This window comes from Pseudomonas protegens (genome assembly GCF_003363755.1).
Lineage (GTDB): Bacteria > Pseudomonadota > Gammaproteobacteria > Pseudomonadales > Pseudomonadaceae > Aquipseudomonas > Aquipseudomonas danubii.
Window position 1 is genome coordinate 5,005,289 of the sequence record NZ_CP031396.1, and the last position, 14,717, is coordinate 5,020,005.

The 14,717-nt window shown below is 61.8% G+C and carries 11 protein-coding genes; 8 read left to right on the forward strand and 3 right to left on the reverse strand.

What is annotated here, in order from left to right:
- The first annotated feature begins 205 nt into the window (after positions 1-205).
- The 4 genes from DWF74_RS22665 to pcaC are packed head-to-tail and all read left to right on the forward strand — an operon-like array spanning position 206 to position 4,129.
- Positions 206-1,501: an MFS family transporter gene (locus DWF74_RS22665; protein WP_102861498.1), complete on the forward strand. Its 1,296-nt coding sequence runs from the start codon at positions 206-208 to the stop codon at positions 1,499-1,501.
- A gap of 48 nt (positions 1,502-1,549) precedes the next feature.
- Positions 1,550-2,914 carry a 3-carboxy-cis,cis-muconate cycloisomerase gene (locus DWF74_RS22670; protein WP_115581743.1) on the forward strand — a complete coding sequence of 455 codons (1,365 nt, stop codon included), beginning with the start codon at positions 1,550-1,552 and terminating at the stop codon, positions 2,912-2,914.
- Positions 2,915-2,925: 11 nt separating this feature from the next.
- Complete coding sequence (gene pcaD / locus DWF74_RS22675; RefSeq protein ID WP_115581744.1) at positions 2,926-3,714, forward strand: 3-oxoadipate enol-lactonase; 789 nt, start codon at positions 2,926-2,928, stop codon at positions 3,712-3,714.
- Positions 3,715-3,736: 22 nt separating this feature from the next.
- Positions 3,737-4,129, forward strand: a complete 393-nt coding sequence (pcaC, locus tag DWF74_RS22680; RefSeq protein WP_102861501.1) for a 4-carboxymuconolactone decarboxylase — start codon at positions 3,737-3,739, stop codon at positions 4,127-4,129.
- A gap of 69 nt (positions 4,130-4,198) precedes the next feature.
- Here pcaC and DWF74_RS22685 read toward each other — a convergent pair whose 3' ends face one another.
- Positions 4,199-5,461, reverse strand: coding sequence for an OprD family porin (locus DWF74_RS22685; RefSeq protein ID WP_115581745.1), 1,263 nt, complete (start codon positions 5,459-5,461; stop codon positions 4,199-4,201).
- 622 nt (positions 5,462-6,083) lie between these two features.
- On the opposite strand from DWF74_RS22685, the gene DWF74_RS22690 reads away from it, so the two are divergent.
- From DWF74_RS22690 to DWF74_RS22705, 4 genes are all read left to right on the forward strand, one after another.
- Entirely contained in the window at positions 6,084-6,341 is a 258-nt protein-coding gene (locus tag DWF74_RS22690; RefSeq protein ID WP_102861503.1) for an Os1348 family RiPP precursor, read from the forward strand.
- 93 nt (positions 6,342-6,434) lie between these two features.
- On the forward strand, positions 6,435-6,905 hold the full coding sequence (locus DWF74_RS22695) for a GNAT family N-acetyltransferase (protein WP_240321954.1): 471 nt from the start codon (positions 6,435-6,437) through the stop codon (positions 6,903-6,905).
- A gap of 20 nt (positions 6,906-6,925) precedes the next feature.
- Positions 6,926-8,086, forward strand: coding sequence for an aKG-HExxH-type peptide beta-hydroxylase (locus tag DWF74_RS22700; protein WP_115581746.1), 1,161 nt, complete (start codon positions 6,926-6,928; stop codon positions 8,084-8,086).
- Between the two features lie 15 nt (positions 8,087-8,101).
- Entirely contained in the window at positions 8,102-10,048 is a 1,947-nt protein-coding gene (locus DWF74_RS22705; RefSeq protein WP_115581747.1) for a multinuclear nonheme iron-dependent oxidase, read from the forward strand.
- A 67-nt stretch (positions 10,049-10,115) separates the two neighbouring features.
- Here DWF74_RS22705 and adeC read toward each other — a convergent pair whose 3' ends face one another.
- Positions 10,116-11,576 (reverse strand): AdeC/AdeK/OprM family multidrug efflux complex outer membrane factor, encoded by a 1,461-nt coding sequence (gene adeC, locus DWF74_RS22710; RefSeq protein WP_102861506.1) that lies wholly within the window; start codon positions 11,574-11,576, stop codon positions 10,116-10,118.
- On the reverse strand, positions 11,573-14,716 hold the full coding sequence (locus tag DWF74_RS22715; protein ID WP_102861507.1) for an efflux RND transporter permease subunit: 3,144 nt from the start codon (positions 14,714-14,716) through the stop codon (positions 11,573-11,575). Before DWF74_RS22715 ends, adeC begins: the two co-directional genes overlap by 4 nt.
- Position 14,717 lies beyond the last annotated feature (1 nt).

Genomic DNA, 14,717 nt, shown 5'->3' on the forward strand with positions numbered 1-14,717 from the left:
GGGGCGCGGGGTTCTCAAGGTTGCGGCGAGTTTGGCGAGAGATTGCCGAGCAAGGCCCTGTGCACCGAACGCGGCCCGGCCTTTTGCAGCCTCGCCGTGGCTCGGCAGCGGCTACAGGGCAGAACCACAGGGCCCACGTCCCGTAGGGAACGGGGTTGTTGCAAAGTGTGTCTAGATTCGCACTGTCCCCCATGAGTGAAAAACCATGACTACAACGACAAGTCACTACACCGCAGAGGAGCGCAGCAAAAGGATCTTTGCCATTGTCGGTGCTTCCTCCGGCAACCTGGTGGAGTGGTTCGACTTCTACGTCTATGCCTTTTGCGCCATCTACTTCGCTCCGGCTTTCTTCCCCTCTGACGATCCCACCGTGCAACTGCTCAACACGGCCGGGGTATTCGCTGCGGGGTTCCTGATGCGTCCCATCGGCGGCTGGCTGTTCGGCCGGGTTGCCGATCGTCATGGGCGCAAGAACTCGATGATGATCTCGGTGCTGATGATGTGCGCCGGCTCCCTGGTCATCGCCTTCCTGCCAACCTACGCCAGCATCGGTGCCTGGGCGCCGTTCCTGCTGCTGGTGGCGCGCCTGTTCCAGGGGTTGTCGGTGGGCGGCGAGTACGGCACCACCGCCACCTACATGAGTGAAGTGGCGCTCAAGGGCCAGCGCGGTTTCTTCGCGTCCTTCCAGTACGTGACCCTGATCGGCGGACAACTGCTGGCGGTGTCGGTGGTGGTGATCCTCCAGCAGTTCCTCGATGAGGCCGAGCTCAAGGCCTGGGGTTGGCGCATTCCCTTCGTGATCGGCGCCATCGCGGCGGTGATCTCGTTGCTGCTGCGGCGTTCGCTGAAGGAAACCACCAGCAAGGAAATGCGTGATAACAAGGACGCCGGCAGCATCGCCGCGCTGTTCAAGCATCACTCGGCGGCCTTTATCACCGTGCTGGGCTACACCGCTGGCGGCTCGCTGATTTTCTACACCTTCACCACCTACATGCAGAAGTACCTGGTGAACACCGCGGGCATGCACGCCAAGACCGCCAGCTACATCATGACCGGCGCGCTGTTCCTTTATATGTGCATGCAGCCGCTGTTCGGAATGCTCGCGGACAGGATTGGCCGGCGTAACTCGATGCTCTGGTTCGGCGCCCTGGGCACCCTGTTCACGGTGCCGATCCTGATGACCCTCAAGACCGTCACCAGTCCGTTCCTGGCCTTTGTACTGATCACCCTGGCCCTGGCCATCGTCAGTTTCTACACCTCCATCAGCGGCCTGGTGAAGGCGGAGATGTTCCCGCCACAAGTGCGGGCGCTGGGGGTAGGCTTGGCTTATGCGGTGGCCAATGCGATCTTCGGTGGCTCGGCAGAATGGGTGGCCCTGAACTTCAAGAACATGGGCATGGAAAACACCTTCTACTGGTATGTCACGGCGATGATGGCGATTGCTTTCCTGTTCAGCCTGCGTCTGCCGAAACAGGCTGCATACTTGCACCATGACCTTTGACCCGTACGCCTGTGCCCGCCCAGGGCACAGGCGCACCAAGGACTGTTTATGACCTTACCTGCGAGCAACCAGTTGTTCGATGCCTACTTTACTGCCCGGGAAATGCGTGGGGTGTTCTGTGACCAGGGACGGGTCCAGGCCATGCTCGACTTCGAGGCTGCCCTGGCCCGGGCCGAGGCGCGGACCGGGGTGATTCCAAGCGCGGCGGTTGCCCCCATCGAGGCGGCTTGCCACGCCCATCTCTATGACTTCCAGGCCCTGGGTGAAGCGATCGCCACGGCCGGCAATTCGGCGATTCCTCTGGTCAAGGCCCTGGGCAAGCAGATCGCCCGGACCGATGCCGAGGCCGAGCGTTATGTGCACCTGGGCGCCACCAGCCAGGACGTGATGGACAGCGGGCTGGTGCTGCAATTGCGCCGCGCCGTGGACTTGCTGGAGCAGGACCTGAACCGTCTGGGCGGCATACTCGCGGACCAGGCCCAGCGCTATGCCGACACGCCCCTGGCCGGCCGTACCTGGCTGCAACATGCCACGCCGGTGACCCTGGGCATGAAGATCGCCGGTTGGCTGGGGGCCGTGACCCGCAGCCGCGAACGGCTGCAGCAACTCAAGCCGCGTCTGCTGGTGCTGCAGTTCGGCGGTGCCTCCGGAACCCTGGCGGCCCTGGGCGAACAGGCCCTGCCGATTGCCCAGGCCCTGGCGCAAGAACTGCAACTGAGCCTGCCGGAACAGCCCTGGCACACCCAGCGCGACCGTCTGGTGGAGTTCGCCTCGGTGCTGGGCCTGCTGGCCGGCAGCCTGGGCAAGCTGGGGCGGGATATCAGCCTGTTGATGCAGACCGAGGCGGCGGAAGTCTTCGAGCCTTCGGCGCCGGGCAAGGGCGGTTCGTCCACCATGCCGCACAAGCGCAATCCGGTGGGCGCGGCGGTATTGATCAGCGCCGCGACCCGGGTTCCGGGCCTCTTGGCGACGATGTTTGCCGCCATGCCCCAGGAGCACGAGCGCAGCCTCGGCCTGTGGCACGCCGAATGGGAAACCCTGCCGGAGATCTGCTGCCTGGTGTCCGGAGCCCTGCAACAAGCCTTGCTGATCGCTGAGGGCCTGGAGGTCGACAGCGCACGCATGGCGCGCAACCTTGACCTGACCCAGGGCCTGGTTCTAGCGGAAGCGGTGAGCATTGAGCTGGCCCAGCGCCTGGGGCGGGAGACGGCCCATCACCTGTTGGAACAATGCTGCAAGCGTGCGGTGGCTGAACGACGCCATTTGCGCGAGGTATTGGCGGACGATGCCCAGGTCAGCGCCGAGCTGTCGGCGCCAGAGCTGGATCGTCTGATGGACCCGGCGCATTACCTCGGTCAGGCCCAGGCCTGGGTCGAGCGTGCCGTGGCTGAACATTTTGCCTTGAAGGCCTGAAGGAGACTGCTGTGGGATTCGTGAAACTCGCCGAGGGCGATCTGCACTATCAACTCGAAGGACCAGAGGGCGCGCCGGTACTGGTGCTGTCCAACTCCCTGGGCACCGATCTGCACATGTGGGACAAGCAGATCGCGGCGTTCACCCTGCACTTTCGGGTGTTGCGCATGGACACTCGCGGCCATGGCCGTTCGCTGGTGACCGAGGGGCCTTACAGCATCCAGCAACTGGGCCAGGATGTGCTGGCACTGCTGGATGCCCTGGATATCCGCCGGGCGCATTTCTGCGGTCTGTCCATGGGCGGCCTGATCGGCCAGTGGCTGGGGATCAATGCCGGCGAGCGTCTGCACAAGCTGGTGGTGTGCAACACCGCGGCGAAGATCGGCGACCCGTCCATCTGGAACCCACGGATCGAGACCGTGCTGCGTGACGGCCAAGCTGCCATGGTGGCGTTGCGCGATGCTTCCATTGCCCGCTGGTTCACCGAGGACTTTGCCGCCGCGCGTCCTGATCAGGCCAAACTGATCACCGACATGCTCGCCGCCACCTCGCCCCAGGGTTATGCCGCCAACTGCGCAGCGGTGCGGGATGCGGATTTCCGTGAGCAACTGGCAGCAATCAAGGTACCGACCCTGGTGATCGCCGGCAGCGAAGACGCGGTGACACCGCCGTCTGGCAGTCACTTCATCCAGCAGCACGTGGCCGGCGCCGAGTACGCCGAGTTCTATGCCGCGCACCTGTCCAACGTCCAGGCCGGTGACGCGTTCAGCGACCGTGTCGTGGAATTCCTGCTGGCCTGACCCCGGATTCAAGGAGCCCTTTGTGGACGAGAAACAACGTTATGACGAAGGCATGCAGGTCCGCCGCGCCGTACTGGGCGACGCCCATGTGGACCGCAGCCTGAATGCCCTGAACGAGTTCAACTCGGAGTTCCAGGAAATGATCACCCGCCATGCCTGGGGTGATATCTGGACCCGTCCGGGCCTGCCGCGGCATACCCGCAGCCTGATCACCATCGCCATGCTGATCGGCATGAACCGCAACGAAGAACTCAAGCTGCACCTGCGGGCAGCGGCCAACAACGGTGTGAGCCGAGCCGAGATCAAGGAAGTGATCATGCAGAGCGCGATCTACTGCGGCATCCCGGCAGCCAATGCCACCTTCCACCTGGCCGAATCGGTTTGGGACGAGTTGGGCACCGAATCGCGTGTGTAACCCGTTCCATGGCCCAACAAAAAGGCCAGCCCGATCACCGGGCTGGCCTTTTTATTGGGCGTTGCGCGGTTACAGCAGGCTCAGCGGATAGCTGACGATCAGGCGGTTCTCGTCGAACTCGTTGTTGCTGAAATCACGGCGCATGGTGGAGTTGCGCCATTTCAGGTTGAGGTTCTTCAAGGTGCCGCTCTGCACCGTGTACCCAAGCTCACTTTCCCGGCCCCATTCCTTGCCATCGCTGACCGTAGCGGTGTGTACGTTGCTGCCGCTGATGTAGCGGTTCATCAGGGTCAAACCAGGCACGCCCAGGGCGGCGAAGTTGTAGTCATGGCGCAGTTGCCAGGATTTTTCCTTGGCGTTGTCGTAGCTGGCGTTGTAGCTGTCGTTGGCCAGGGTCCCGCCGCTGGTGCCATTGACCCGCATCCAGCCGCTGTCGCCAGTGAGTTTCTGCAGGCCGACGTAGAAGGTGTTGCCGCCGTATTTGGCCGAGAACAGGCCGGACCAGGTGCGGTTTTCCAGATCGCCGGCCCGGGCGCTGCCGTCTTCCTTGCCGTAGAAGAAGCCCAGGTTGGCCCCCAGGGTCCAGTCGCCCAGCGGCTGGGTGTGGATCAGGTTGACGAACTGCTGGCTGTAGATGTCCTTGAGCTCGGCATTCCACAGGCCGATCTGGGTGCGCTTGTCATTGAAGGCGTATTCGGCCCCCTGGAAGTTGAAGCGATCCGAGGTAAAGGCCGCTTTGCCGAACATTGTCATGTCGCTCATGCTGCTGTCGTCGCGGGGGCTGTTGCCACGGAACTGACCGCCATAGAGGGTCAGGCCGGCGATTTCCTTCGAGGTGATCTGGCCGCCGCGGAAGGTCTGCGGCAGCGAGCGACCGTCATCCGAACGCAGGATTGGCAGCACTGGCATCCATTCGCCAACCTTGACCTCGGTCTGCGACAGCCGGGCCTTGAAGGCCACTCCCAGGCGCCCGAAGTTGTCCGCCGGGCGCCCGTCGTGGTCCAGGGGCAGCAGCTGGGTGCCACCGGTGCCCTTGCCACCGTCGAGCTTCAGCGAGTACAGGCCCAATACATCCATGCCGAAGCCTACCGTGCCCTGGGTGAATCCTGACTTGGCGTCGAGGATGAAGCTCTGGGTCCACTCTTCAGCCTTGCCCTGGACCTTGCTCGGGTTGGTGAAGTTGCGGTTGATGTAGAAGTTGCGCAGGTTCAGGTTGGCCTGGGCATCTTCGAGAAAGCCCGACTCTGCGGCCATGACCGGCAGGGCGGCGCTGGTCAGCGCCAGGGCCAGAAGGCTGGGCAGAAGGTATTGCGGCGGGGTGATTGGCTTCATTCGTCGGTCTCTCTAATTGTTAGGGGTGCAACTATCCACTGCCGCAAAAAGCCCATGCGGACAGCTTTCAAGGTGTGGGAGGAGGTGCTTGCAGGATCAGCCGGAGCGGGCAGGACGTGAGGGCATGGCATCGAACCTGTTGTTATTGGTGTGTTCGGGTGCCGGGAATGGTGCGTCGCGGATCAGGGCCGATCAATTGGCGAATGCGGGTTCTGGGCGATTAACGAACAGTTATCGGGCCGGGTGTGGTGGGCTGCCAGGGGATATATCCCTGATGAATCCTGAGGTTGTCCTCGCTAATCGATCAATGCTGGAAGTTGCGCTATTTCCATGACGCTGCGGGCGGTATCAACTAGTTAATAAAAAGGACTTATTGCTTTAGTAGTAAATCCTTGTTGTTGGATGTTGTTCTTATATAAAAGGATATAGGGCTAATCGCCAGTTAAACTTGATATTCGGTGTTATTGATTATCGTAAAAAGGTTTAAGTGAAAGGTTTGTGTTCGCTGGAAAAGCAGGTTTGCCTTGCTATATTGAAGTTCCTCAAGGCGGACAAGGATAAGTTTAAAGTTTCGTCGGGAGAGGGCTTTTTATCGTGTTGTGAATATACAAGGAGAAATACCATGAGTACGAGAGTCAATCAGGAACGCTTGGCGTCGGTAGTCGGTCGCGCACTTCTGGATAAGGAGTTCGCCGCACAGTTGCAAAAGGACCCAGAAGCAGCGGCCAAAGGTATCGGTGTGCACCTGAGTGTTACCGAAGTGGGTGCAGTAAAAAGTATCGATACGGCAAAACTGACCAGCGCCGGTTCGGCGATTCGCGACAAAATTGGTGTCGCGGCAATCTTTGACACTCAACAGCAACAGGCGCGCATGGACTGAGCCAGGCGTGTGCAGTCCGGTGTGCCGCGCTCAAGTTTTCATCAGTGCGGCACACCGGAACCGGGATTCAAGGTCATCGTGGAGTGCCTGTCCGTGTCCATCACCCTGGTGTCGATGCAGGAAGCCGACTTCAGTCGTTTCGCCCAGCGAGCCCTGGATGAATACGCCGCCGGCATGGTGGCGGCCGGTGAGTGGTTGCCGGAGCAGGCGTCGCTCCAGGCGGCAGAGGTGTTCCGCCAGTTGCTGCCGCAGGGGCGTCTGAGTACGCACAATCACTTGTGGCGGGCGCTGTGTGCGGGGCGGGCGGTGGGCGAGTTGTGGATCGCCGAGCGCCAGGTGGGTTCTCGACGGATTGCCTTCATCCTCGATCTTTATATCGAACCGATCGAACGTCGCCGGGGTTACGCCAGGCAGACGCTGCTGGCCGGTGAGTCGGCGGCGCGTGAGTGGGGGTGTGACGAGATGCGTTTGCATGTCTTCGGGCACAACCTAGGGGCGCGTCGTCTTTATGAACTGCTGGGCTATGAAGTCGCCAGCCTGACGATGAGCAAGCCCTTGCCGTGACCTTAAGGGAAGGTTGAACCATGGACAGCGTTAACAGTCAGCAACCAGAACTTTCCATTGATGAGCTATTTCAGGGCACTACTTTTCTCCCGGACAGCGAGCCGGAACGTTTTTTAAAGTTACAGGAGCAAGTCGAAAAGAATCGTTATACGATGTTTGTCGCGTTATATGCCGAGCTGTCAAAGTTGTTTGTCGCCGACTCTGCGTTGAATCTTTTTTTTAAACAGGCGCTGGATATTATTCTGTCTCCGCCCAGTGCTCGCGCCAAACTTATCGCCCATCCAGTGTTTCAGATCTGGAGCATTCTGACGTTTCGTGATGTTAACTATCTGTTGACCGGAAAGACGCTGGATGATGCTGAAGTTAAAGCCAGGCTGCTGGAGTTTGCGCAAGTTCTGCAACGGATCGAAGCTTCGCAGGATGCACAGGTCGATGAGCAATACCCGCCGGTTTATCGATTCGATGTCGACCCGTTGATCACCCAGGTCACGCCGCCCAGTTATGACTATCCGCCAGATGAGCAAACCCGGCGTCAGCTGGAGCGGGCGGGTTATTCCAAAGCCTTTTTCAAGGACGTCATGCAGCTTGCCCTGCTGCGGATCAAGCACACCTGGCCGGCCTGTCATGAACAGTGGCAAGTGCTGGTCAAGGCCGTGTGCTATTTGCCCGACGGCAGTTTTCGCAGTTGCTCGGCGTCCCGTTATACCGGGGTGATCCTGCTGTCGAGCCGGGACAACTCGATACTCGATATGGAAGAGTCGCTGGTGCATGAAGCGACCCATCAGCTGCTGTACAACATCGTTGAAGTCGCTGCGGTGGTGGAGCCCCACGCCTCCAAAGAAGCCCTGTATTCCTTGCCCTGGTCGGGGCAGCAGCGTGACTTGTATGGCTACTTCCATGCCTTCTACGTCTACATCGCCCTGGTCAAGTACCTGGAGCGGGTCCAGGCCCGTCCGGCAGAGGAAATGCGCCGGGCCGAGCAGCGCATGTTGTTTATCCTGCGGGGCTTGAGCAAGGCGCTGGCGGATTTTGAAACCGCACCGGGCTTCACCGCGCAAGGGCGGGAACTGCTGGGTAACCTGATGCAGGAAGTGCATCGGCTGGAGCGTCGTCATGCCGGGTTGCTGAGTCGAGGCGAAGGTGCCAGCACCGTTGCCGCGCCCCTGCACCTGACGGCCTGAGCCAGGGAGGCGGACATGCAAAACTTCGATTCTTCGCGTTTCCCCGAAGCCGGGGTGGGGCTGGAATATCATTTGCCACATGGCGCCGGGGCCGGCTCAGCAGGGCTCGATCCCACCATCGAGCGGATTCTGGATGAAGGGCTGCCGTACTTCGATTACCTGGAATTCCAGCCCACCCACTGCATTCTGCAGCCGCAGCTGAATGAGCTGGGCGGACGGGTGCCGGTGCTGCTGCATTCTTCCAGCCTGTCCCTGGGTAGCGTCGGTATTGAGATGGATCGGGAGTTTTTGCGCATGACCCGTCGTCTGTGCGACCGAACCTCATCCCCCTGGCTGGCGGAGCATATTTCCTGGTCACGGTTTCAGGGGGGTGATACCCAGCATTTCATTCTGCCGAGCCTGGCCCGTGAAGTGGCCGATACGGTGGTGGCCAATGCCATCGAGCTGCAGGCCTTCACCCGGACCCCCCTGGTGCTGGAGAACGCCCCCCGGCTGTTTTCCATGGACATTGGCCAGGAACTCTCCGAAGGCGGGTTCATTTGCAGTGTGGTCGAGCGCAGTGACAGTGGCTTTCTTCTGGACCTGGACAGCGCCATCAGCACGGCCAGGGCCCTGGGCTACGACTTGCGCGATTACCTGCGCTCATTGCCGCTGCAACGTCTGATTGAGGTGCATATCGGCGATCCGCGCCGGGACTGGGACATATTGCGCCAACTCTTGCAGTGTGCGCCGCTCAAGGCGGTCACCATCGAGTGGGACATTGCCGATCGAGCCGAGGACCCGCAGTTGTCGGCGCTGATCAAGGAGATCAAGGCCCTGCGGCCCGAACCTCTGTTCTGGCAGGCCGCGCCTGTTGCCAGTGTGCCGGCCCCGACGGTTGGCGCGGTGGATGGCCAGAGCTTGTTCGAACTGCGGCCGGGGACCTGGCTCGGTTTCGCCCATCAGGCCTTTTCCCTGCGCGATCGTCGGCGCGGCCTGGACCTGGAGTTGTCGACGGAGTTTTTGCCGCTGGTACGGCATTTTCTCTGCCCGCGGACCCTGGACAGCGCACTCTTGCTACCCGGCGCGTTGCAGGGCGAGAGCCTGGCGGTGCTCCAGGAGCTGATTGAGTTGGGCCTGTTGCAGCCCGGGCAGTCCCAGGGCCTTGCCGAGCCCGAGGACGCCGGCGATATCTGGGCCCATTGGCAGGACGCCCTGGATTTCTACCTGGGGACTCGCACTCAAACCGCTACGCCCTACATCAGTGTGGCGCAGATGGAAGAACAGCTGGCTGGCAAGGCGTTGCAGCAGCGTCAGCCATCGGCGTTCAAGGACTACTTTTCTCACCCGTTCCTTGCCCTGGACAATCCTCTGTTGGCATCTGCACCGGCGTTGGGTCAGCAGGGCCTGATGGATACCTTGAGCGATCGCGAGACTTGCCGGACCTTCGACGGTTCGCCCTTGAGCGCCCGGCAGTTGTCCCTGCTGCTGTATTACACCTGGGGCGCTACCCAGATGCGCCGCAACCCCATGGGCGACTTCTTCCTGAAGAAAACCTCGGCGTCCGGCGGCTCTCTGCATGCCATCGAGGTCTATCCGATCTTGCTCAATGTGCAGGGCTTCGAGGCAGGGTTGTACCACTATTCGGTGCGTCGGCACGGGCTTGAACTGCTGTCGCGAGAGGACCCCGGGGAGTGGATTGGCGCAGCCTGTGGCGAGCAGGACTGGATCAGCAAGGCCGCCGTGGTGTTTCTGTCCACCGCGCGGCTTGAGCGCCTGGCCTGGAAATACCCGGGCAGCCGGGCCTTGCGCGTGGCCTTGATGGACTGCGGCCACCTGAGCCAGAGCTTCGCCTTGGTGGCCACGGCGCTGGGGCTCAAGAGCTGCACCACGGCAGCCTTGCGCGACGAGACCTTCGAAACCCGACTGGGCCTGGATTACCTGCGCGAGCCGGTGTTCCTGCTCAATGGTGCCGGCGGCTGAGGGGAGGGCGCGCGAGGCATAAAAAAACCCACCGTCAGGTGGGTTTTTCATACGCACAGACTGTGCTTCAGAACAGGTGCAGCGCCGGGGCCTTTTCAGCCAGTGGCTCGTTCTTCGCGGTCTGTTCGCTCCAGCCGCCGCCGAGGGCCTTGTACAGGTTGACCTCGCTGGTCAGCTGCGACAGGCGATCGGTGATCAAGGCCTGCTGGGCACTGAACAGCGAGCGCTGGGCGTCGAGGAAGGTCAGGTTGCTGTCGACCCCGATGCGATAGCGACGCTCGGCCAGGCGGTAGTAGTCCTGGTTGGCGTTGACGAAGTCACGCTGGGCCTGCAACTGCTGGTTGTAGGTCTGGCGTGCGGCCAAGCCATCGGAGACTTCCTGGAAGGCGGTCTGGATGGATTTTTCGTACTGGGCCACGGTGATGTCTTTCTGGATCTTCGAGTAGTCCAGGCTGGCCCGCAGGCTGCCGGCGTTGAAGATTGGCAGATTGATCTGCGGCTGGAACAGCCAGGTTCCCGAACCACCCTTGAACAGCCCGGAAAGGTCCGGGCTCAAGGTGCCGGCGTTGGCCGTCAGGCTGATGCTCGGGAAGAACGCCGCCCGCGCCGCGCCGATATTGGCGTTGGCTGCTTTGAGCTTGTACTCGGCTTCGAGGATGTCCGGACGCCGTTGCAGCAGTTCCGACGGCAGGCCGGCCGGCAGCTCGCTCAACAGATTGGCCGACAGCGGCTGGGCCGCCGGCAGATTGCTCGGAATCGCCGTGCCCAGCAGCAGCGTCAGGCTGTTTTCATCCTGGGCCACCTGGCGGGTGTAACGGGCCAGTTGCACCCGGGCGTTTTCCACCGAGGTTCGCGCCTGACTCAGGTCCAGTGCCGAGGCCACGCCCACTTCGTTGCTGCGGGAGGTCAGCCGGTAGCTTTCCTCGTAGGCACCGAGGGTGTCCTGGGTCAGTTTCAGCAGTTCCTTGTCGGCCTGCCAGGTCATGTAGGCATTGGCCACGCTGGCCACCAGGCTGATCTGGGTGCTGCGCCGGGCCTCTTCGCTGGAGAAGTAGGTCTGCAGGGCTTGTTCGCTCAGGCTGCGAACCCGGCCGAACAGGTCCAGCTCATAGGCGCTGACGCCCACGGTGGCCGAGTACTGGCTGGTGATCCCGGCTTCGCCGGTCTGCGACATGCGTGCTGGAGTACGCTGGCGGCTACCGCTGCCGTTGGCCGAAACCGCAGGGAACAGGTCAGCCCGCTGGATCTGGTACTGCGCGGCATAGGCATCGATGTTCAGCGCCGCGACTTTGAGGTCGCGGTTGTTTTCCAGTGCAGTCTGGATCAGCTGCTGCAACGCCGGGTCATGGAAGAACTGCCGCCAGCCCTGTTCGGCGGCCGCCACGTTGGCGGCCTCCTTGGGCGAGTAGGCAGGGCCTTGGGGGAATTGCGCCGCCACCGGCGCTTGCGGTCGCTGATAATCCGGTATCAGCGAGCAACCACTTAGCGCGATGGCGGTGATTGCCAGGGAGAGTAGCGACTTGCTCATTGGCCAGCCTCATTAGCAGTTGCAGTAGTTTCTGATTGGTCCGCTTTCCTGCGGCCCATGGACGACACGGTGACGAAGAACAATGGCACCCAGAAGATCGCCAGGATCGTCGCGGTGAGCATACCGCCAATCACCCCGGTACCGATCGCATGCTGGCTGCCCGAGCCGGCGCCGGTGGAGATGGCCAGTGGCACAACCCCGAGGACGAAGGCCAGGGAGGTCATGATGATCGGCCGCAGACGCATACGGCAGGCTTCCACCGCCGCGTCCACCAGGGAGCGGCCCTGCTCGTGCAGTTCCTTGGCGAACTCGACGATCAGAATGGCGTTTTTCGCCGCCAGGCCGATGGTCACCAACAGCCCCACCTGGAAGTACACGTCGTTGGACAGACCCCGCAGGCTGGTGGCCATCAGTGCACCGATGATCCCCAGAGGCACCACCAGCATGACCGCGATCGGAATCGACCAGCTTTCATACAGGGCTGCCAGACACAGGAACACCATCAGCAGGGACAAGGCGTACAGCGCTGGAGCCTGGGAACCCGACAGGCGTTCCTCATAGGACAGGCCGGTCCAGGAGATGCCCACACCCGGTGGCAGCTTGGCGGCAATGGCTTCGACTTCGGCCATGGCCTCACCGGTACTGTAGCCAGGGGCTGGAGCACCGAGGACTTCCATGGCTTCCACGCCGTTGTAACGGGCCAGTTTCGGCGAACCGTAGATCCACTCGCCCTTGGCGAAGGCGGAGAACGGCACCATGGTCCCGGCGCTGTTGCGTACGTACCACTTCTTCAGGTCTTCAGGGCTCATGCGAGCACCGGCCTGACCCTGGATGTAGACCTTCTTCACCCGACCGCGGTCGATGAAGTCGTTGACGTAGCTACTGCCCAGGGCAATCGACAGGGTGTTGTTGATATCGGTGAGGGTCACGCCCAAGGCACTGGCGCGCTCGTCATCGATGGTCAACTGGTACTGCGGTTCATCGTTCAGGCCGTTCGGACGCACCTGGGACAGCACCTTGCTCTGGGCGGCCATGCCGAGGAACTGGTTGCGTGCCGCCATGAGTTTCTCGTGGCCGATACCGGCGCGGTCCTGGAGGAACACGTCGAAACCGGTGGCGTTACCCAACTCCAGTACCGCCGGAGGGGCGAAGGCGAACACCATCGCGTCACGGAAGCTGAAGAAGTGCTGCTGGGCGCGGGCCGCCAGGTTGAACACGCTGTTTTCTGCGGAGCGCTCGCCCCAGGGCTTGAGCATGATGAAGGCCATGCCCGAGCTCTGGCCGCGACCGGCGAAGTTGAAGCCGTTCACGGTGAACACCGAAGCCACGGTGTCCTTTTCCTTGTCCAGCAGGTAGGCGCGCATCTCGTCCACCACCACTTGGGTCCGTTCGGCACTGGAGCCGGCTGGGGTCTGTACCTGGGCGAACAGAACGCCCTGGTCTTCTTCCGGCAGGAACGCGGTCGGGATGCGGGTGAACAGCCAGATCATGCCCAGGACGATCAATACGTAGGCCAGCAGGTACGGGACCTTGTGGCGCAGCATGTTGCCGACGCCGCGCTCGTAGCTTTTCACGCTGCGATCGAAGGTGCGGTTGAACCAGCCGAAGAAGCCGCGCTTCTCGTGATTCTGCCCCGCAACCACAGGCTTGAGCATGGTGGCGCACAGGGCCGGGGTGAAGATCAGGGCCACCAGCACCGACAGGGCCATGGCCGACACCACGGTGATCGAGAACTGTTTGTAGATCACGCCCGTGGAGCCGCTGAAGAACGCCATCGGCAGCAGTACCGCAGACAGCACCAGGGCGATACCCACCAGGGCGCCCTGGATCTGGCCCATGGATTTCTTCGTCGCTTCCTTGGGTGACAGACCTTCCTCGTGCATCACCCGCTCGACGTTTTCCACCACGACGATGGCGTCGTCCACCAGCAAGCCGATGGCCAGTACCATGCCGAACATGGTCAGGGTGTTGATGCTGAAGCCGGCCGCCGCGAGGATGCCGAAGGTCCCCAGCAGGACCACCGGCACCGTCATGGTGGTGATCACCGTGGCGCGGAAGTTCTGCAGGAACAGGAACATCACCAGGAACACCAGGACAATCGCTTCCACCAGGGTTTCAACCACACCCTTGATGGATTCGGTCACCACTGGCGTGGTGTCGTACGGGAACACCACCTTCATGCCTTGCGGGAAGAAGGGTTCCAGGTCGCTGATGGTCTTGCGCAGCGCCTTGGCGGTGTCCAGGGCGTTGGCGCCGTTGGCCAGTTTCACCGCCAGACCGGAAGCCGGCTTGCCGTTGAACTGGGCGCTGATGGCGTAGTTTTCGCCGCCCAGCGCTACATCGGCAACATCACCCAGGCGTACTTGCGAACCGTCCTTGTTGACCTTGAGCAGGATTGCCTTGAACTGCTCGGCCGTCTGCAGGCGAGTCTTGCCGATGATGGTGGCGTTCAGCTGCTGGCCGGGCAGGGCGGGCAGGCCACCGAGCTGGCCGGAGGACACCTGGACGTTCTGCGCGGCAACCGCGGTCTTCACGTCCACCGGGGTCAGGTTGAAGTTGTTCAGCTTGGCCGGGTCGAGCCAGATCCGCATGGCGTACTGGGCACCGAACACCTGGAAGTCACCCACACCCGCGGTCCGCGAGATCGGGTCCTGCATGTTCGACACGATGTAGTTCGACAGGTCGTCCTTGGACATGCTGCCGTCCTCGGAAACCACGCCGATCACCAGCAGGAAGTTCTTCACTGCCTTGGTTACGCGGATACCCTGTTGCTGCACTTCTTGCGGCAGCAGCGGGGTGGCCAGGTTGAGCTTGTTCTGTACCTGGACCTGCGCGGTGTCCGAGTTGGTGCCCTGCTCGAAGGTGGCGGTGATGGTCATGCTGCCGTCGGAGTTACTTTCCGAGGACACGTAACGCAGGTTGTCGATACCGTTGAGCTGCTGCTCGATCACCTGGACCACGGTGTCCTGCACGGTCTGTGCAGAAGCGCCTGGGTAGGTCACGGAGATCGCAATCGCCGGAGGGGCGATGCTCGGGTACTGGTTGATCGGCAATTTGAGGATCGATAGAGCCCCGACCAACATGATCACCAGGGCAATTACCCAGGCGAAAATCGGACGGTCGATAAAAAATTTCGACATG

Excerpts from the sequence above, each read along its gene's own strand:
- DWF74_RS22715 (WP_102861507.1), bottom strand. The coding sequence starts at position 14,716 with ATGTCGAAATTTTTTATCGACCGTCCGATTTTCGCCTGGGTAATTGCC.
- DWF74_RS22665 (WP_102861498.1), top strand. The coding sequence starts at position 206 with ATGACTACAACGACAAGTCACTACACCGCAGAGGAGCGCAGCAAAAGG.
- DWF74_RS22690 (WP_102861503.1), top strand. The coding sequence starts at position 6,084 with ATGAGTACGAGAGTCAATCAGGAACGCTTGGCGTCGGTAGTCGGTCGC.
- DWF74_RS22685 (WP_115581745.1), bottom strand. The coding sequence starts at position 5,461 with ATGAAGCCAATCACCCCGCCGCAATACCTTCTGCCCAGCCTTCTGGCC.
- adeC (WP_102861506.1), bottom strand. The coding sequence starts at position 11,576 with ATGAGCAAGTCGCTACTCTCCCTGGCAATCACCGCCATCGCGCTAAGT.
- DWF74_RS22700 (WP_115581746.1), top strand. The coding sequence starts at position 6,926 with ATGGACAGCGTTAACAGTCAGCAACCAGAACTTTCCATTGATGAGCTA.
- DWF74_RS22705 (WP_115581747.1), top strand. The coding sequence starts at position 8,102 with ATGCAAAACTTCGATTCTTCGCGTTTCCCCGAAGCCGGGGTGGGGCTG.
- DWF74_RS22670 (WP_115581743.1), top strand. The coding sequence starts at position 1,550 with ATGACCTTACCTGCGAGCAACCAGTTGTTCGATGCCTACTTTACTGCC.